The 18,785-nt window shown below is 58.5% G+C and carries 19 protein-coding genes; 9 read left to right on the top strand and 10 right to left on the bottom strand.

Going from position 1 to position 18,785, the window contains the following annotated elements; all coding sequences use genetic code 11:
* Positions 1–135: 135 nt before the first annotated feature.
* Entirely contained in the window at positions 136–2,043 is a 1,908-nt protein-coding gene (gene estP, locus HU739_RS26325; RefSeq protein ID WP_186550934.1) for an esterase EstP, read from the bottom strand.
* A gap of 408 nt (positions 2,044–2,451) precedes the next feature.
* On the opposite strand from estP, the gene HU739_RS26320 reads away from it, so the two are divergent.
* The 4 genes from HU739_RS26320 to HU739_RS26305 all read left to right on the top strand — a co-directional run bounded on the left by HU739_RS26320 (position 2,452) and on the right by HU739_RS26305 (position 5,763).
* On the top strand, positions 2,452–3,045 hold the full coding sequence (locus tag HU739_RS26320) for an aminodeoxychorismate/anthranilate synthase component II (protein ID WP_186550935.1): 594 nt from the start codon (positions 2,452–2,454) through the stop codon (positions 3,043–3,045).
* Between the two features lie 9 nt (positions 3,046–3,054).
* Positions 3,055–4,104, top strand: coding sequence for an anthranilate phosphoribosyltransferase (trpD, locus tag HU739_RS26315; protein ID WP_186550936.1), 1,050 nt, complete (start codon positions 3,055–3,057; stop codon positions 4,102–4,104).
* The gene (gene trpC / locus HU739_RS26310; protein WP_186550937.1) at positions 4,101–4,940 is read left to right on the top strand and encodes an indole-3-glycerol phosphate synthase TrpC; all 840 of its coding nucleotides are present in this window, start codon (positions 4,101–4,103) and stop codon (positions 4,938–4,940) included. Before trpD ends, trpC begins: the two co-directional genes overlap by 4 nt.
* 121 nt (positions 4,941–5,061) lie before the next feature.
* Positions 5,062–5,763, top strand: a complete 702-nt coding sequence (locus HU739_RS26305; protein WP_186550938.1) for a lipoate--protein ligase family protein — start codon at positions 5,062–5,064, stop codon at positions 5,761–5,763.
* Here the strand turns inward: HU739_RS26305 and crp are convergent.
* A complete protein-coding gene (gene crp, locus HU739_RS26300) occupies positions 5,760–6,404 on the bottom strand; it encodes a cAMP-activated global transcriptional regulator CRP (RefSeq protein WP_186550939.1) in 645 nt (214 codons plus the stop codon). The two genes, HU739_RS26305 and crp, sit on opposite strands and share 4 nt — an antisense overlap.
* A gap of 236 nt (positions 6,405–6,640) precedes the next feature.
* On the opposite strand from crp, the gene HU739_RS26295 reads away from it, so the two are divergent.
* Both HU739_RS26295 and speD read left to right on the top strand, forming a co-directional pair.
* Entirely contained in the window at positions 6,641–7,063 is a 423-nt protein-coding gene (locus tag HU739_RS26295) for an OsmC family protein (protein WP_003228794.1), read from the top strand.
* Between the two features lie 237 nt (positions 7,064–7,300).
* Positions 7,301–8,095, top strand: coding sequence for an adenosylmethionine decarboxylase (gene speD, locus HU739_RS26290; protein ID WP_034155105.1), 795 nt, complete (start codon positions 7,301–7,303; stop codon positions 8,093–8,095).
* A gap of 117 nt (positions 8,096–8,212) precedes the next feature.
* Here speD and coq7 read toward each other — a convergent pair whose 3' ends face one another.
* The 6 genes from coq7 to hemJ all read right to left on the bottom strand — a co-directional run bounded on the left by coq7 (position 8,213) and on the right by hemJ (position 12,782).
* Entirely contained in the window at positions 8,213–8,860 is a 648-nt protein-coding gene (gene coq7 / locus HU739_RS26285; protein ID WP_186550940.1) for a 2-polyprenyl-3-methyl-6-methoxy-1,4-benzoquinone monooxygenase, read from the bottom strand.
* Between the two features lie 195 nt (positions 8,861–9,055).
* Positions 9,056–9,394, bottom strand: coding sequence for a histidine triad nucleotide-binding protein (locus HU739_RS26280; RefSeq protein WP_016772924.1), 339 nt, complete (start codon positions 9,392–9,394; stop codon positions 9,056–9,058).
* An 80-nt stretch (positions 9,395–9,474) separates the two neighbouring features.
* On the bottom strand, positions 9,475–10,263 hold the full coding sequence (locus HU739_RS26275) for an SDR family NAD(P)-dependent oxidoreductase (RefSeq protein ID WP_186550941.1): 789 nt from the start codon (positions 10,261–10,263) through the stop codon (positions 9,475–9,477).
* Between the two features lie 61 nt (positions 10,264–10,324).
* On the bottom strand, positions 10,325–11,275 hold the full coding sequence (locus HU739_RS26270) for a DUF805 domain-containing protein (protein ID WP_186550942.1): 951 nt from the start codon (positions 11,273–11,275) through the stop codon (positions 10,325–10,327).
* Between the two features lie 76 nt (positions 11,276–11,351).
* Positions 11,352–12,320 (bottom strand): NAD(P)H-dependent flavin oxidoreductase, encoded by a 969-nt coding sequence (locus HU739_RS26265; RefSeq protein WP_186550943.1) that lies wholly within the window; start codon positions 12,318–12,320, stop codon positions 11,352–11,354.
* A gap of 33 nt (positions 12,321–12,353) precedes the next feature.
* A complete protein-coding gene (hemJ, locus tag HU739_RS26260) occupies positions 12,354–12,782 on the bottom strand; it encodes a protoporphyrinogen oxidase HemJ (RefSeq protein ID WP_186550944.1) in 429 nt (142 codons plus the stop codon).
* A gap of 134 nt (positions 12,783–12,916) precedes the next feature.
* Here hemJ and argC point away from each other — a divergent pair, with 134 nt between their 5' ends.
* Both argC and erpA read left to right on the top strand, forming a co-directional pair.
* Positions 12,917–13,951, top strand: coding sequence for an N-acetyl-gamma-glutamyl-phosphate reductase (gene argC / locus HU739_RS26255; RefSeq protein ID WP_186550945.1), 1,035 nt, complete (start codon positions 12,917–12,919; stop codon positions 13,949–13,951).
* A gap of 168 nt (positions 13,952–14,119) precedes the next feature.
* Positions 14,120–14,470 carry an iron-sulfur cluster insertion protein ErpA gene (gene erpA / locus HU739_RS26250; protein WP_007918905.1) on the top strand — a complete coding sequence of 117 codons (351 nt, stop codon included), beginning with the start codon at positions 14,120–14,122 and terminating at the stop codon, positions 14,468–14,470.
* A gap of 69 nt (positions 14,471–14,539) precedes the next feature.
* Here erpA and HU739_RS26245 read toward each other — a convergent pair whose 3' ends face one another.
* Together HU739_RS26245 and HU739_RS26240 are read right to left on the bottom strand one after the other, a co-directional pair.
* On the bottom strand, positions 14,540–15,631 hold the full coding sequence (locus tag HU739_RS26245) for an anhydro-N-acetylmuramic acid kinase (RefSeq protein WP_186550946.1): 1,092 nt from the start codon (positions 15,629–15,631) through the stop codon (positions 14,540–14,542).
* Between the two features lie 3 nt (positions 15,632–15,634).
* Complete coding sequence (locus HU739_RS26240) at positions 15,635–17,059, bottom strand: peptidoglycan DD-metalloendopeptidase family protein (protein WP_186550947.1); 1,425 nt, start codon at positions 17,057–17,059, stop codon at positions 15,635–15,637.
* A gap of 212 nt (positions 17,060–17,271) precedes the next feature.
* Between HU739_RS26240 and tyrS the strand changes: the two genes are divergently transcribed.
* On the top strand, positions 17,272–18,471 hold the full coding sequence (gene tyrS / locus HU739_RS26235) for a tyrosine--tRNA ligase (protein WP_186550948.1): 1,200 nt from the start codon (positions 17,272–17,274) through the stop codon (positions 18,469–18,471).
* Positions 18,472–18,785: the final 314 nt, after the last annotated feature.

Genomic DNA, 18,785 nt, shown 5'->3' with positions numbered 1-18,785 from the left:
CGATTGCGGACTAATATTCAACATATTCGTTGACTGACCCACCGCAATCGCGAGCAGGCTCACTCCTACATTTGGATTGTGTCGGGGCAAAAAAAAGCGGCGCCTGTGAGGGCGCCGCTTTTTTGCGTCTGCAACTCAGAAATCCAGCACAACCCCGACATTCAAGCCCTGCTGCTTGAAGTCATCGTCCTTGCGCAGCGTATAACCAGCGCGCAACGCCAGATCCGTCGTCAGCTTGTGACTGACTCCCAGGCTCAAGCGGTTCAGGTGGCTCGCCGGTGTGTAGCCTTCAAGCGTGAAGTCATTGGCCGGCAAAGTGTTAAGCGCGATGTTGACCTTCTGCACGTCATCTTCGTACTCCCGCTCATGCGCGTATTCGCCGTACACCTGGGTTTGCGCGGTGAAGTTGTACTTGCCCTGAATACCCAGGCCCAGGCGTTTCGAATCGCGACTCTGGTCATCGAAGCTCAGCGCGGTGGCGCGATTGCTCTTTTCCGAGTAACCGTCGACATCGACGCTGGCGTAGTCGGCGCTGACGAACGGCGACAGGTGCCATTCGCTGCCCGGCTGGGCAATGTCATAACCGATACGGGTGCTGAACGCCCACAGGCTGCCGTCGGTATCGCCTTTCTCCGCACCCTCGCTGGCGCCGAGGTCAAACTTGCGCTTGAGGTTGTCGTAGTCGAGTTTGCCGCCGGTCAGTGCGGCATCAGCCCACCAGCGGTTCTGCTGGAACTGGGCGAATGCGGTGCCCATGTAGCTGTTGAGTTTGTAGTCCGAGTCGTTGTGCCCGGCCTCCAGGTTCTGCCGGTAGAAACCTGCTGCCACGCCCACACGCCAGGCATCGTTGAGGCGATAGCTGCCGCCGACGTTGAGGTTATAACCGCTGCCATCGGCGCTGGCGCCGCTGCTTTGGCTGTCGACATCCAGGTGCTGGCCGCCTGCAGAGACAAGGGCGCGCCATTGGCCGACCGCTTGCCAGTTCTCCCAGTCCGCCTGCCACTGGTTACGCAATTCATCCTGATGTGCACGCACGGTGCCGTGGGCCATTTCCGTCAGCAGGCTTAATTCCCACGGCGCTGCCAGCAAGGAATAAGCGTAATCGGCGATCAGCTTCTGCCCGGACTCGGTTGGGTGCACGCCGTCGTTGTAGATCAACTTGGTCGGATCCGGCGTGGCACTGTTGATCCCGTAACGGGCGTTTTCGGGGCAGCCGTTGCCGCTGAAACAGGTCGCGGTGAGGTTCTGGTCAGTGGCCAGGCCAAAGCGTCCCGGATCGGCAAAAGCCTCCGAGAGCAGCGCCGGAATATTCAACGGGATGATTTCGGCGTCGATGCCTTGCAGACGCGTCACCAACTGGCTGTTGAACTGGTTGGCGAGGGTACTGCTGAATGCCTGCAGCGGCGTGCCGTTCAGGGCCGGGGTCAAGCCAACGTCGGGCAACAGCCAGACCATCACGTATTTGGCGCCGGCGGTTTGCAGGGTTTGCACGCTGTCAGCCAGGCGATCGGCAGCGGCACTGGCCTGGGGCAGACTGAGGACACGGCCTTGCAGGAAGTCGTTGCCGCCGCCGGAAATGTAATAGAGGGCGTTCGGGTCGGCACGCAAACCGTTCGACGGCAAGTAGCCGGCGCGGGTACGTTCGCCCGTGGCCGATTGCGTAGTGATCGAGTCGAGAATCTGGTCGGTGCGATAACCGCCGACCGCCCAGTTGCTGCCGTCGACCTGGCCGTTGTCGGCGCGCACGGCTGAACTCGACGACGCTGTCTGATCCGCCGTGAAGCCCAGGCGGCCGCCCAGCAGTTGGGTGGAATTCAACGAATACAGTTCGCCGCTGCCATCCTGATACAGCGGCCCGGTGCGGTTGGTGTAACGCTCGGTGGCGCCTGCCGGCCCGCCGCTGTCGGCGAACGTCCCGGCGTCATTGAGGCTGTCGCCAAACACAATGAAATTCGAATAGGGGTTGGGCGCCGCATTCGCCTGGGCGCAGGCCAGCGCGAGCAGGCAGCCGGCCATGGGTGCAAACAACGTCTTTTTATTCATGAGCAAGTCCGTTTATTTATTGTTGTAGGTGAACGAAACGACAGTACCAAAAACTTCCGGCCTTTTGCCATCGATCGCCAATCCCTGTCTGGTTTTATCCCTTGCAGCCAAGGTCATATTGCACGCTCTGCCCAGCTAAGTTACTGTGCCGGAACGTATGAACGAGACCTTCCCCGTGTTGATCACCAGCAAACTTCTGGATCAAGTCATCAAGGCACACGCCCGCTGGCGTTGGCGCGCCTGAATCTTTTCCGCCGGCCCCGCCGGATCTGTATCGCTTTGCCTTCCTTGTCTGTTTGAAATGCCGCTGTGTCGCCGTCTGTTCCGGCGTCCGACATCGTGCAGCGCCCTGCGGGCAAGTCATCTGAAGGCTGTCTCCAAGTCAGAATTCAAGAGGTTCGAAACGCCATGTTGCTGATGATCGACAACTACGACTCCTTTACTTACAACGTTGTGCAATACCTCGGCGAGCTGGGGGCCGAGGTCAAAGTCGTGCGCAACGATGAATTGACGATTGCTCAGATCGAAGCGCTCAACCCTGAGCGCATCGTGGTGTCCCCCGGTCCTCGCACGCCGACCGAAGCCGGCGTCTCCATCGACGCGATCAAATACTTCGCCGGCAAACTGCCGATCCTCGGCGTCTGCCTGGGCCATCAGTCGATCGGCCAGGCCTTTGGTGGCGATGTCGTACGCGCGCGTCAAGTGATGCACGGTAAGACTAGCCCGGTATTCCACGAGGACAAGGGCGTTTTTGCCGGCCTCAATCATCCGCTGACCGTCACCCGCTACCACTCGCTGATCGTCAAGCACCAGACTTTGCCCGATTGCCTGGAGCTGACCGCGTGGACGCAACACGACGACGGCTCGGTCGATGAGATCATGGGCCTGCGTCACAAAACCCTGAACATCGAGGGCGTACAGTTTCATCCCGAGTCGATCCTCACCGAGCAGGGCCATGAACTGTTTGCCAATTTCCTCAAACAAACCGGCGGCACGCGCTAAGGACTTTCCATGAATATCAAGACAGCCCTGAGCCGTATCGTCGATCACCTCGACCTCAGCACCGATGAAATGCGTGATGTAATGCGCGAAATCATGACCGGCCAATGCAGCGACGCGCAGATCGGTGCGTTCATGATGGCCATGCGCATGAAGAGCGAGAGCATCGACGAAATCGTCGGCGCCGTGTCGGTGATGCGCGAGCTGGCCGATCAGGTCGAGCTGAAAACCCTCGACGGCGTGGTCGACGTGGTCGGCACCGGCGGCGACGGCGCGAACATCTTCAACGTGTCGACCGCTTCCTCTTTTGTTGTCGCTGCGGCCGGTTGCACCGTGGCCAAGCACGGCAACCGCGCAGTCTCCGGCAAGAGCGGCAGTGCCGATTTGCTGGAAGCCGCCGGCATCTACCTGAACCTGACCCCGGTTCAGGTTGCCCGTTGTATCGACAACGTCGGCATCGGTTTCATGTTCGCCCAGACCCATCACAAAGCCATGAAGTACGCCGCCGGCCCGCGCCGCGACCTGGGCCTGCGGACACTGTTCAACATGCTTGGCCCGCTTACGAATCCGGCCGGTGTGAAACATCAGGTGGTGGGCGTGTTCACCCAGGCGCTGTGCCGGCCATTGGCCGAAGTCTTGCAGCGATTGGGCAGCAAACATGTGCTGGTGGTGCATTCGAAGGACGGCCTGGACGAGTTCAGCCTCGCCGCGCCGACCTTCGTCGCCGAGCTGAAGAATAACGAGATCACTGAATATTGGGTCGAGCCGGAAGATCTGGGCATGAAAAGCCAGAGCCTGCACGGCCTGTCGGTCGAAGGGCCGGAAGCGTCGCTGGCGTTGATCCGCGATGCGCTGGGCAAGCGCAAGACCGAAAACGGCCAGAAAGCGGCCGAGATGATTGTGCTTAACGCCGGTGCCGCGCTGTATGCCGCCGACATGACGAACAGTTTGAAACAGGGCGTAGAGCTTGCGCACGATGCCCTGCACACCGGCCTCGCTCGGGAAAAACTCGAGGAGCTGGGTGCCTTTACCGCGGTATTCAAAGTGGAGAATGAGGGATGAGCGTACCGACGGTTCTGGAGAAGATCCTTGCGCGCAAAGTCGAGGAAGTTGCCGAGCGCAGTGCCCGTGTAAGCCTCAGTGAGCTGGAAAACCTGGCCCGGGCGGCCGATGCGCCCCGTGGTTTTGCTCAAGCGTTGCTGGCGCAGGCGAAGAAAAAACAGCCTGCGGTGATTGCCGAAATCAAAAAGGCCTCACCGAGCAAAGGCGTGATCCGCGAGGATTTCGTACCCGCCGACCTCGCCAAAAGCTACGAGAAGGGCGGGGCGACCTGCCTGTCCGTGCTGACCGATGTCGATTACTTCCAGGGCGCCGATGCTTACCTGCAACAGGCCCGTGCCGCGTGCAAACTGCCGGTCATCCGCAAGGATTTCATGATCAATCCGTACCAGATCGTTGAAGCCCGAGCCTTGGGCGCCGATTGCGTGCTGTTGATCGTCTCCGCACTCGACGATGTGAAAATGGCCGAGCTGGCAGCCGTGGCCAAAGGCGTCGGTCTCGATGTGCTGGTGGAAGTGCACGACGGCGACGAACTTGAGCGCGCGTTGAAAACCCTCGACACGCCGCTGGTCGGGGTTAACAACCGTAATCTGCACACCTTCGATGTCAGCCTGGAGACCACCCTCGACCTGCTGCCGCGAATTCCGCGGGATCGATTGGTAATCACCGAAAGCGGCATTCTCAATCGCGCCGATGTCGAGTTGATGGAAATCAGCGACGTCTACGCGTTCCTGGTCGGCGAAGCGTTCATGCGCGCGGAAAACCCGGGCATTGAATTGCAGCGCCTGTTCTTCCCGGAGCGCGGCGGTCCGGTGATAAGCGGGTCGACCCTCGACTGAGTCGACGCCATCGCGAGCAGGCTCACTCCTACATTTGAAACGCGTTCCCCCTGTAGGAGTGAGCCTGCTCGCGATGAGGCCTTCAAAATCCCTAAAGATCGAAAATCTGCCGGAGCCCTCCATGTCGCTGCCAACCCCCCTGACCATCGAATCCGGCCTGCAAGCCGAACAAGACTTGTTGGCCTCGATCTGCGCCGGCGACGCCGAATTCGGCCTGCTGTTCTGGCAACCCACCGATCGCGCGCTGGTCATGCCGCGCCGCCTCAATCGCCTCCCTGAATTCGACCACGCCTGCGAAGTCTCCGCCGCCGCCGGTTGGCCGGTACTGCTGCGCGAAACCGGCGGTGAGCCGGTGCCGCAGTCCGCTTCAACGATCAATATTGCCTTGGTGTATGCGCCGCCGCGCAGCGAAGGCGACTTGAATCGCATCGAAACCGGCTACCGCCGTCTCTGCGATCCGATCTGTCAGTTACTGGATGAATTGGGCGGCACCTCGTCGGTGGGCGAAGTCGACGGCGCCTTTTGCGACGGTCGTTTCAACGTCAATCTGGACGGGCGCAAGATGGTCGGCACCGCCCAGCGCTGGCGCCAGAGTCAGGGCGGTCAGCGTCCGGTCGGGCTGGTGCACGGTGCGATGTTGATCGATGACGAGCGCCAGGCATTGGTCGCAGCGGTCAATCGCTTCAATGAGGCCTGCGGTCTGGAGCAGCGGGTGAGGGCTGAAAGCCACATCGCCCTGCATGAGAAATTCAACGCGCCACAGGCCTTGGCGCGTCTGGATGAATTATTTCGCTTGATGCTGGCGCGGATCTACAGCGCTTAGCGTGTCCCGTAGACCACCATGGTCTTGCCTTTCACGTCGACCAGGTTGCGTTCCTCAAGATCCTTGAGCACGCGACCGACCATCTCTCGCGAACAACCGACGATCCGGCCGATTTCCTGACGGGTCACTTTGATCTGCATGCCGTCCGGGTGAGTCATGGCGTCCGGCTGTTTGCACAGTTCCAGCAGGCAGCGAGCGACTCGACCGGTGACGTCGAAGAACGCCAGATCGCCGACCTTGCGCGTGGTGTTGCGCAGGCGCTGTGCGATTTGTCCGCTGAGGACGTAAAGAATGTCTGGATCCTGCTGCGACAGTTCGCGGAACTTGGTGTAACTGATTTCCGCCGTTTCGCATTCGACCTTGGCCCGTACCCAGGCACTGCGTTGTTGTTCCTGGCCCGCCTGTTCGAACAGGCCCAGCTCACCGAAGAAATCACCGGCGTTCAGGTACGCAATGATCATTTCGCGGCCATCGTCGTCTTCGATCAGGATGGTGACCGAGCCCTTGATAATGAAGTACAGCGTATCGGAGCGGTCACCGGCGCAGATAATGTTGCTCTTGGCCGCATGGCGACGGCGCTGGCAATGCATCAACAGCTTGTCGAGATTCTTGATTTTGGATGTGGGGGTAATAGCAACCATGGTTGTATCCCGAAAAAACTGCACGGTGATGTTTGATTTTTTTATGAGGCGCCGTAGGCGGTCGTGACGCTGACTGACAGGTGCGCCAGCGAATTGGCGCCAGCTTACCAGACACTTCGTCGGAAATTCGAGAAATTACCTACAGCTTAGAGGTAGCGGTCCTAGGACGTCGGTCGCTGTCAGGCCAAGCCGCTGTGCTAAGCTGGCGACCCTTTTTTTACAGTGGAGTCTGGGCGATGAAGGCACGCATCCAATGGGCTGGCGAAGCCATGTTCCTCGGCGAATCCGGTAGCGGTCATGTCGTGGTGATGGATGGTCCGCCGGACGCCGGTGGCCGTAACCTTGGGGTTCGCCCGATGGAAATGTTGCTGCTGGGCGTCGGCGGTTGCAGCAACTTCGACGTGGTCAGCATTCTGAAGAAGTCCCGCCAAGCCGTTGAAAGCTGTGAAGCCTTCCTCGAAGCCGAGCGTGCGACTGAAGATCCGAAGGTGTTTACCAAGATCCACATGCACTTTGTGGTCAAGGGCCGCGGTCTGAAAGAAGCTCAGGTCAAACGCGCCATCGAGCTGTCCGCCGAGAAGTATTGCTCGGCCTCGATCATGCTCGGCGCGGCTGGCGTGGCGATCACCCACGACTACGAAATCGTCGAACTCGGTTGATCCGACATTCAACTATCATAAAAGCAGTGCAGACTCTGGCGATCCCCCGCTGACGTCTGCATAATGCGCCACTTTTTTCAGGGCAGTGATCGGTCAGCCGACGGGTCATTCGCCTGAACAGATAACCAAAATCGCCATCGCGAAGAGGTGTTAACCGTCCTACGCAGGTGCGTTGTTCGCATTTGACGGGCATGCTTGATCACGCGGCCGCGCCGCATACATAGAGAGTTTTTAACGGTGAAAAGCAAACTCAAGCTCCACGGGTTCAATAACCTGACAAAGACCTTGAGCTTCAACATCTATGACATCTGCTACGCGGAAACCCCGCAAGACCAGCAGGCCTACGTCGAGTACATCAATCAAGAGTACAACGCGAAACGCCTGACGCAGATTCTCACAGAAGTTGTCGAGATCATTGGTGCCAACATCCTGAACATCGCCAGTCAGGACTATGAACCCCAGGGCGCCAGCGTCACGATTCTGATTTCGGAAGAGCCGGTAACCCCGACCGAAAGCCAGATCGAAGAATCGCCGGGCCCGTTGCCCGAAATTATCCTGGCCCACCTCGACAAGAGCCACATCACGGTGCACACCTACCCGGAAATCCATCCGGACGACGGTATCGCAACCTTCCGTGTGGATATCGACGTGTCGACCTGTGGTGTCATTTCACCGCTCAAGGCGCTCAACTTCCTCATTCACCAGTTCGATTCGGACATCGTGACCGTGGATTACCGTGTGCGCGGCTTTACCCGTGACGTTGAAGGCAACAAGCACTTCATCGACCACGAGATCAACTCGATCCAGAACTACCTGTCCGAAGACACCCGCGACGCGTACCAGATGACCGACGTGAACGTGTACCAGGAAAACCTGTTCCACACCAAAATGCTGCTGAAGAACTTTGAACTGGATAACTACCTGTTCGGCGACGCCACCAGCAATCTGTCCTCTGAGCAGCGTGCTCAGGTAACTGATCGTGTGAAACACGAAATGCTCGAAATCTTCTACGCGCGCAACATGCCGACTTAAGATTCCAGGCACAAAAAAGGCGACTCCCTCACGGCAGTCGCCTTTTTTATTGCTCCAACACAGACCCCTGTAGGAGCGAGCCTGCTCGCGAAGAGGCCATTTATAGCAATCGAGATCTCAGATCCGATAAGTACTCTTGGTCATCACCTTCGCCAACAAACTCATCCCGAATTTCACCGGCGCCGGAAAACGAAAACCGCCTGCATCCAGTGCACTTTCCGCATGATGTTCTTCATCGATGCGCATCTGCTCCAGAATCGCCCGGGACTTCTCATCCTCGGCGGGCAATTGCTCCAGATGTTCATTCAGGTGCTTGCACACCTGATGCTCGGTCGCCGCGACAAACCCCAGACTGACCTTGTCGCTGATCAGTCCCGCCACCGCGCCAATCCCGAACGACATGCCGTAAAACAGCGGATTCAAGACACTGGTATGGCTGCCCAACTGATGGATGCGCTGTTCGCACCAGACCAGATGATCGATTTCTTCTTCGGCCGCATGTTCCATGGCCTCGCGCACCTGGGGCAGCTTGGCGGTCAGCGCCTGCCCCTGATACAGCGCCTGGGCGCAGACTTCACCGGTATGGTTGATGCGCATCAGGCCAGCGACGTGACGGGTGTCTTCATCGCTCATCGGCGTGTCCGGCTGCAGGATGGCGGGCGACGGGCGGTACGGCTGGCCGCTGAAGGGCAACAGGGTGCGCATCGCGGCATCGGCTTGCAGCAGAAGACGGTCAATGGGCGAATAGTGACGTTGGGTAGTCATGCTGACCTCCGGGAGATATCTCGGTGGCCAGTTTAACCGAATCGGCCGACGAGGGTTTGCGTTGGGTCATTGGTCGCGGTGTCATGCTTTTTTGTGGGAGCGAGCTTGCTCGCGAAAGCGGAGTGTCAGGCAATGGAGGTTTCGAATCTGCCGACGCCTTCGCGAGCAAGCTCGCTCCCACAGTTTTGCCGTGAATCAGCCCGGCGGCCAGTTCATCTGGCGCTGACCCAGCACGTGCATATGAATGTGATAGACGGTCTGTCCACCAAGTTCATTGCAGTTCATCACCACGCGGAAGCCTTCCTCGCAGCCCAGCTCCAGCGCGAGACGCTGCGCCGTGAACAGGATGTGCCCGGCCAATGCCTTGTCGTCCTCGGTCAGGTCATTGAGAGTACGCACAGGTTTCTTCGGGATCACCAGGAAATGCACCGGTGCCTGAGGGGCGATATCGTGGAAGGCCAGAACCTGGTCGTCCTCGTAAATGATGTTGGCCGGGATTTCCCGGTTGATGATCTTGGTGAACAGAGTATCCACTGCTGTTTTCTCCGTTGTTTGGACTGGCTTGAGTGTACCCACGGGAGATCAACCCTCCCAGTGTTTTGCTGTAGGGCGATTCAGCGCGGGCAGTAAGACTTGTTAGCCATGCCGGCGAGGGTCCGATTGAGCCAGCGCGAGCCGAATCGCGAGACGAAGGCGACCCAACGATTGCGTCGACCCGGGATAATGATTGCGCGGTTTTTGTCGAGGGCGCGTACGGTATACAGCGCGACTTCTTCGGGACTCATCAGTTTGTGGCTGTCGTTGAGTTTGTCGCTGTCCATTTGCGCGGTGCGGAAAAATGCCGTGCGTGTCGGGCCAGGGCACAGCACCGAGACCTTGACCGCACATTTTTTCAGCTCGATCCGCAACGCTTCGGAAAAATGCAGCACATAGGCCTTGCTGGCGTGATAGGTGCTCATCCACGGCCCCGGATTGAACGCCGCCATCGAGGCGACATTGAGAATCTGCCCGCCGCCTTGCAGTGCCATGCTGTTGCCGATGGCATGGCACAGGCGGGTGAGGGCGAGAATGTTCACTTCGATCAGATCCTGCTCGGTCATCCAGTCCTGCGCCAGAAAAGGGCCGCAGGTGCCGATACCGGCACAATTGACCAACAGATCGATCTGCCGGTCGCCTTCTTCCAGTTCCAGCAGGAACCCGGACAAACGCAAGGGCTCGCCCAGATCGCAGGCGCGAAACAGTACCTCGACGTCGAAGCGCTGGGTCAGTTCGATGGCAATACTTTCCAGCTGATCACGCTGTCGTGCCACCAGAATCAGGCTGCGGCCACGCCGGGCCAGCGCTTCGGCCATGGCCAGGCCGATGCCGCTGGAAGCGCCAGTGATCAGAGCGTAACGGGTCATGCAATTCTCCATCGCAACAGCTCCGCGCCGGCGACGCGGGTGTCACGGCGGGGAGCGCTGTTCATTCTTTCGCAGAGTCTACAGGGGCCTGCGCCGCTTCGGCTGCATCGTCGGCGGAATTCACCGGCGGTTCGACTTCGATCTCGATTTCATCAGTGCTCACCGCGCCACTGTCATAGCTGCTTTCCAGGCTGCTTTCGTATTCCTCCTGAACGGCCGTGAAGCCACCGAGTAATCCGCCGGCAAAGATCAGTGCGAAAAACACAATCCACAACGAACACAGCACTTTTACCGCCGTGCTGTTGGGTGGAGGTGGCGGGCCATAGCGGTTGGCGCCGGTATTGCCCGGGACGACCATGATGACCAGAGGAAAGAAGCTGCCCACGAACGGCACCAGGTTCAACAGCCAGAGCCAGCCCGACCAGCCGATATCGTGCAGACGTTGAACGCTGAACAGAATGCTGACGATCAGGAAGCCGATAAACAGGAAGCACGCGAGAATCGCGCCGATAATCAGCCCGGTGGTCGAGTCGCCGCTGACCAGCCCAAGGGCCAGCAGGGCGAACACGCCGACGATGGGCAAGGTCACCAGGCTCAAGACCATGGTCCAGGCAAGAAAGCGCAGGCGTCCGATCCGGCCTTCGACACTCAATGGTTTGAGCGTCGCGAATTCAGGAAGGCTTTCACCGACGCTGGCGCGCGGTGGTGCATAAGGTGAGTCTGGTTCGGCCACGGCGGCGGTGTTTTCGTGAACATCCGCCAGGTTCAGTTCAATGGCTGTTTGCGTTTCGATCCGTGCAGCGATCCCGGTTTTGCTCAGCGCTTGCAGATAGGTCTGGGCGTCGCTGTGTGACAGGTCACGCTTGAGGGCGACCGCACGGCCATTGAACAGGCGCTCGATGGCGGCGACATCGGTTTTGAACAGATCGGCCAGGTTGAGCTTGGCGGTAGCGAGGTCGACACCGGGCTGTAAAGCTCCGTCGAATACGATCTTGTAGCGGGGTTCGCTCATGGCCGGGGCATCCTTGTCGCGAGTAGATTCAAAGGGAGTCAGTGTCAGGCCGATCCAGGCAATCGGCCTGGCATGATTAACGTGGCCAGCGTTGCGGCAATTGCGCTGCGCGTTCCTGCGCCTGGCGGTACTCGGCATCGAGGCGAGCGATCAATTGATCCACGCTTGGCAGATCACTAATCTGCCCGACGCCTTGGCCAGCTGACCATACTGTCTTCCAGGCTTTGGCTTCGTCGTTGATCGGTTTGAGCTTGTCGCCGAAATTCACTTCGCCCTTGCCTTGCAGCGCGGCCATGTCGAACCCCGCGGCCTCCAGGCTCTGGCGCATGAAACTGGCCGGAACCCCTGACACCGCCGGAGTATGAATGATGTCCGCCGCCTTGGCTGTCAGCAGCATTTCTTTATAGGCGTCAGGCGCATGGCTTTCGCGGGTGCCGATAAAGCGTGTACCGAAGTAGGCCAAATCTGCGCCGAGCAGTTGCGCGGCGAGAATCTCGTGGCCGTGGTTCAAACATCCGGCAAGCAATAAGGTCTTGTCGAAGAATTCACGGATTTCGGCAATCAGTGCGAACGGGCTCCAGGTGCCGGCATGGCCACCAGCGCCGGCGGCGACCGCGATCAAACCATCGACACCGGCCTCGGCGGCTTTTTCGGCGTGCCGGCGCGTGGTTACATCGTGGAACACCAGACCACCGTAGCTATGAACTGCATCGACCAGCTCTTTCACCGCACCGAGGCTGGTAATCACGATCGGTACACGGTGCTCGACGCAGATCTCCAGATCCGCCTGCAAGCGCGGGTTGCTGTGGTGCACGATCAGGTTCACGGCATAAGGCGCCGGATTGTCCAGCGTCGCCAGCCCCGCCTCGATCTGTTCCAGCCATGCCTTGAAACCGCTGCTTTCGCGTTGGTTCAGCGCCGGAAAGCTGCCGACCACGCCGTTACGGCAGCAGGCGAGCACCAGCTCGGGATTGGAAATCAGGAACATCGGCGCGGCCACCACAGGCAAACGCAGACGTTGTTCGAGCAGAGCGGGCAGCGACATGATGGACACCCCAGAGATCTGTACGTATTGAAGTTAGAACGGCTTGACCACGACCAGAATTACGATAGCCAGCAATAGCAGAACCGGCACCTCATTGAACCAGCGATAAAAGACATGGCTGCGGGTGTTCTCGCCACGGGCGAAACGTTTTACCTGTGCACCACACATGTGGTGGTAGCCGATCAGCAAGACGACGAGAATCAGCTTGGCGTGTATCCAGCCGCCCTGGCTGAAAATGCTCGGGTTCAGGTAGATCAGCCAGCCACCGAAGATCAGCGTGGCGATCATCGCCGGCCCCATGATCCCGCGATACAGTTTGCGCTCCATGATGCTGAAGCGTTCCTTACTGATCGAGTCTTCGCTTTGTGCGTGGTAAACGAACAGTCGCGGCAGGTAGAACAGCCCGGCGAACCAGCACACGACGCTGACGATATGAAACGCTTTGAGCCATAGATAGAGCATTTTTGGTTATTCCCTCATTCACGGTAGCCAGATAGTAGAGGCTTGAGCGTCCGCGCGTCACCTTGACGGTTGTCGCAGCCGCGCGCGGCCCCTATTATCGACGGCTTTCCAGTGGGTTCGTTGAGGGCAGGTTTATGGTCAAGGTCGGTATTGTCGGCGGCACGGGTTACACCGGTGTCGAACTGCTGCGTCTGTTGGCACAACATCCGCAGGCAGAGGTGGTGGTCATCACTTCCCGATCCGAGGCCGGTCTGGCCGTGGCTGACATGTACCCGAACCTGCGTGGCCACTATGACGGTCTGGCCTTCAGCGTGCCGGACATCAAGACCCTGGGCGCTTGCGATGTGGTGTTCTTCGCTACACCGCATGGCGTCGCTCATGCTTTGGCCGGCGAACTGTTGGCAGCAGGCACCAAGGTGATCGACCTGTCAGCCGATTTCCGCCTGCAAGACGCCGAAGAGTGGGCCAAGTGGTACGGCCAGCCGCATGGCGCGCCGGAGCTGCTGGATGAAGCTGTTTATGGTCTGCCGGAAGTCAATCGCGAACAGATTCGCCAAGCGCGCCTGATCGCTGTCCCGGGTTGCTATCCAACCGCTACGCAATTGGGCTTCCTGCCTTTGCTCGAAGCCGGTCTGGCGGATACTTCGCGTCTGATCGCCGATTGCAAATCCGGCGTCAGCGGTGCCGGTCGCGGTGCGGCTGTGGGCTCGTTGTACTCCGAGACGTCGGAAAGCATGAAGGCCTACGCGGTGAAGGGTCACCGTCACCTGCCGGAAATTCGCCAGGGCTTGCGTCGTGCGGCGGGCAAGGACGTAGGGCTGACTTTCGTGCCACACCTGACGCCAATGATTCGTGGCATTCACTCCACGCTCTACACAACCGTCACCGATCGTTCGGTGGACCTGCAGGCGCTGTTTGAAAAACGTTATGCCAACGAACCGTTCGTCGACGTAATGCCAGCGGGCAGCCACCCGGAAACCCGGAGTGTGCGTGGCGCCAACGTCTGCCGTATTGCCGTGCATCGGCCGCAGGATGGCGATCTGGTGGTGGTGCTCTCGGTGATCGACAATCTGGTCAAGGGCGCCTCAGGGCAGGCGGTGCAGAACATGAACATTCTGTTCGGGCTGGACGAGCGCTTTGGTCTGTCCCACGCCGGCATGCTTCCTTAGAAGCAGCAACGAGCTTCAAGCCACAAGCTACAAGAGATCAGTCGCAAGCTTGAAGCTCACCGCTTGAAGCTTGCCGCTGCTTTTCTAATAGTTGACCAATTTTCTAGGACAAGCGGATAATGCGCGTCATCACGCATTATGGCGGCGTAACGCCGGGAGATAGTCAGCATGAGCGTCGAATCCTTCACCCCCACGGCTTTGCAATTCACTCAAGGTGCTGCGCACAAGGTGAAGAGCCTGGTCGATGAAGAGGGGAATGATCGCTTGAAGCTGCGCGTATTCGTTACGGGCGGCGGTTGTTCAGGGTTTCAGTACGGTTTTACCTTCGATGAAGACGTGGCCGATGACGACACTATCGTCGAACGGGAAGGTGTAAGTCTGGTGGTCGACCCGATGAGCTTCCAGTACCTGGCCGGTGCCGAGGTGGATTATCAGGAAGGTCTGGAAGGTTCGCGCTTCGTGATCAAGAACCCGAACGCCACCACGACGTGTGGTTGCGGGTCGTCATTCTCGATCTGAACGCATTCCACCGCAGATAACAAAACGCCGCAGAGCCTTACGGTTCTGCGGCGTTTTTGTGTCTGGCGATTATGCCGGGTAGATGGCGCCGAGTACGCGCAGGCCGCGAGCGCCGGTGACGCTTGGTCGATTAGCGGCAATGCCTTCGAGGCAGCAATGGGCGAGCCAGGCAAAGGCCATGGCTTCGACCCAGTCAGGATCAACGCCGTGGGTGGCCGTGCTGGCGACTTTGGTATTGGGCAGTAGCTGCCCCAGACGCGTCATCAGTGTGGCGTTATGCGCGCCGCCGCCACAGACCAGCAGTTCCTGTGTGTCCGACTGAGCACTCTGCAGCGACTCGACGATGGTCAGCGCAGTCAGCTCGAGCAGCGTGGCTTGCACGTCTTCGGCCGAAAACATCGGCAGGCGCGAGAGATGGCGTTTCAGCCAAGGCAGATTGAAGACTTCACGGCCGGTACTCTTCGGGCCCGTGGTAACGAAGAACGGGTCGCTGAGCAGTGCCTTTAGCAGGATTGGCTGAGCGGTGCCTGTCGCAGCCCATTGCCCGTCCCGGTCATAATTTTCGCCGCGGTTCTGGTGAATCCAGGCATCCATCAGAACATTTCCCGGGCCGCAGTCGAAACCGGCTACAGGTTTGTTCGGCTCAATCAGGCTGAGATTGCTGAAACCGCCGACATTCAAGACTGCCTGGTTGCCGGTACGCTCTTCAAACAAGGCTTCATGAAAGGCTGGGACCAGAGGGGCGCCTTGACCGCCCGCCGCGACATCGCGGCTGCGAAAGTCGCTGACAACGGTAATGCCGGTCAACTCTGTCAGCAGGGCCGGATTGCCGATCTGCACGGTGAAACCGCGCGCCGGCTCATGGCGAATGGTCTGGCCGTGACTGCCGATAGCGCGGATAGCTTCGGGTTGGAGCTGTTGCTGAGCGAGGAGGGAATGAATACCTGAAGCGGCGAGCTCGACCCAGTGTTGCTGGGCAATAGCCGAGCGGGCGATCTCGTCGGAGCCGCTCGCGCACAAGCCAAGCAGCTCGGCGCGCAGGGAATCGGGCATTGGCAGGTAATGAGTGGCGATCAGTTTGATCGCCGAGGTCTGCTCGATCAGGGCAATGTCCAGCCCGTCGAGACTGGTTCCGGACATTACGCCGATATACAGGGCCATGGCTTAGCGCTTGCTCGAAGCCAGCAAGGTGGCCTTCTCTTGGTCCATGCGCGCCATCAACGGCTGGCTCTGCGCCAGGAAGCGCGCTCGTTCCGACTTGGCGATTGGATCGGCCATCGGCAGCTTCTGGCCCAGCGGATCGACGTGAACGCCGTTGACCTGGAACTCGTAATGCAGATGCGGGCCGGTGGACAGGCCCGTAGTACCGATGTAGCCAATGACTTGACCTTGCTTGACGGTACCGCCGGTTTTCACGCCTTTGGCGAAACCCTGCATGTGACCGTAGAGCGTGCGATAAGTGTTGCCGTGCTGAATGATCACAGTGTTGCCGTAACCACCACGACGGCCGGCCAACAGCACTTTTCCGTCACCGGCAGCCTTGATCGGCGTGCCCCGTGGCGCTGCGTAATCGACGCCTTTGTGGGCGCGGATCTTGTTGAGGATCGGGTGTTTGCGGCCCATGGAGAACTTCGAGCTGATGCGGGCGAAGTCAACCGGCGTACGGATGAAGGCCTTGCGCATGCTGTTGCCATCGGCAGTGTAATAGCTGCTGTTGCCTTGTTTGTTGGTATAGCGAACGGCGGTGTAGGTCTTGCCGCGGTTGGTGAAGCGAGCGGACAGGATCGGGCCGGTGCCGACTGCTTTGCCGTTGATGACTTTCTGCTCGTAGATCACATCGAATTCGTCACCCTGACGAATGTCTTGAGCGAAGTCGACGTCGTAGCCGAAGACGCTGGCCATATCCATCGTCAGGCTGTGAGAGAGGCCGGCGCGCGCAGCGGACTGCGACAGCGAGCTGTTGATAACGCCGTGGACGTAAGCAGTGCGAACAGTTGGCTTGGCGGTCACACGGTTGAACGAATAACCCTTGTCGTTCTTGGTCAGGGTGATGGTTTCAACGTCGCTGACTTTGCTGTGCAGGCTGGTCAACTGGCCTTCAGGGCTCAGTTCGAATTCGAGTTTCTGACCGCGTTTGAGCTGGCTGAATTGCTTGGCCTGCTTATCGCTTGCCAGCACTTCATGGACGGACGCCGCTGGCAGGCCGACCTTTTCAAACAGGGTGGACAGCGTATCGCCTTTGGAAACGACTACTTCGCGATGGCCTGGCTCTTTCGGCTTTTCTGCAAGCGCAGCAGGTGCCGGCGCGGTTTCAGCGGTTTGCGCGGCGTTTTCGTCGCTGTTTTCGATTTGTGCGAACGGTGACGTTGCGGGTTCGTTTGTGGCTTGGGCTGCGTCGGCAGCGTCTTGGTCTTGTGTCAGTTGTTCAGCAGGACTTTCCAGCTCAAGACTCAGAGTCGTCTTTTTGGCTTCGACATCGCTAGAGGGAAATACCAGCAGCGCCAGGCTGAGAAGGGCGGCGATTCCACTTGCGGCAAGCAGGTGGGTCTTCGGGTAAAGCGGAGGCGCTTTAGACGGTTCTGTGGTCATAGGTAATTTTGACTTTGAAAAAAGATGAATTGGAAAAGATGAATGACATGATGAAGATGAAATAACTGTATAAAATATAACCAAATCATCTCTGAAGCAAGTCTACAGACCTCCTGTCTGTGGATTGGTGTCCGCGCGCCGGGCAAAACTTGTAATTGGTGCGCGATCTTGTATGGTTGGGTCCCTTTGAATCTGAGCCTTGCGGGTCTGTTATGAAGTCGGTTGAAGAGCAGCTAGCGCTGATTAAACGTGGTGCGGAAGAACTATTGGTCGAGTCCGAGCTGATCGAGAAGCTCAAGCGCGGCCAGCCGCTGCGTATCAAGGCTGGTTTCGATCCAACCGCACCGGATCTGCACCTGGGGCATACCGTGCTTATTAATAAGCTGCGCCAGTTCCAGGACTTGGGGCATCAGGTGATCTTCCTTATAGGTGACTTCACCGGGATGATCGGTGATCCCAGTGGCAAAAGCGCCACGCGTCCTCCGTTGACTCGCGAGCAGGTGCTCGAAAACGCCGAGACCTACAAGACCCAGGTGTTCAAGATTCTTGATCCGGCGAAAACCGAAGTTGCGTTCAATTCGACCTGGATGGACCAGATGGGGCCGGCGGACTTCATTCGCCTGACTTCGCAGTACACCGTCGCGCGCATGCTGGAGCGCGATGACTTCGACAAGCGTTACACCACAAATCAGCCCATCGCTATCCATGAGTTCCTCTATCCGCTGGTGCAGGGTTATGACTCGGTCGCTCTGCGTGCGGATGTCGAGTTGGGTGGTACCGATCAGAAGTTCAATCTGCTGATGGGGCGTGAGCTTCAGCGTGGTTATGGTCAAGAGGCTCAGTGCATTCTGACCATGCCATTGCTTGAAGGGTTGGATGGCGTCAAGAAGATGTCCAAATCCCTGGGTAACTACGTCGGTATTCAGGAAGCTCCGGGCGTCATGTACAGCAAGCTGGTTTCGATTCCGGATGCGCTGATGTGGCGTTACTTCGAATTGCTCAGCTTCCGCTCGATGGATGAGATCAATGCGTTCCGGGCTGACGTTGAGGCGGGTGCCAATCCCCGTGACATCAAAATCAAGCTGGCTGAAGAGATCGTTGCCCGTTTCCATGGCGAGGAGGCTGCGGCCAACGCTCACCGTGGTGCGGGTAACCGGATGAAGGATGGCGAGCTGCCGGATGACTTGCCAGAGATCGAGCTGGCTTCGACTGAAGATATGCCGATTGCGGCTGTCCTTAATAAAGCAGGCTTGGTGAAGAACTCGGCAGCGGCACGTGATCTGCTGGCTGCGGGTGGTGTGCGTGTTGATGGTGAAGTGGTTGATCGCTCCTTTATATATGTACTGGGCGCGACTCATGTTTGCCAGGCTGGCAAGAAGGCTTTTGCCCGTATCACATTGAAATCCGAATAAAGTTGAAAATAGGGGTTGACGGCAGATTCTGGAAGTCTATAATTCGCCCCACTTCCGGCGCAGTCGAAACGGAAAACTCCTTGATATTCAAAGAGTTACGCAGTTTTCGACAGCGGCTTGCTTCAGATCATCGAAGCCTGGAAGGAGTTGGAATCGCAGTGATGTATAGCGCTTTCAACGGTTCGATCTTCTCGGTCGAAAGCGGAGAAAAAGAGGTGTTGACAGCAGCGAGTAACGCTGTAGAATTCGCCTCCCGCTAACGAGAGATCGGAAGCGCAAGTGGTTGAAGTTGTTGAAGAATTCTTCGAAAACTT

The organism is Pseudomonas hamedanensis (assembly GCF_014268595.2).
In the GTDB taxonomy this organism is placed as follows: Bacteria; Pseudomonadota; Gammaproteobacteria; order Pseudomonadales; family Pseudomonadaceae; genus Aquipseudomonas; species Aquipseudomonas hamedanensis.
This window is presented reverse-complemented; position numbering and strand designations above follow the sequence as displayed.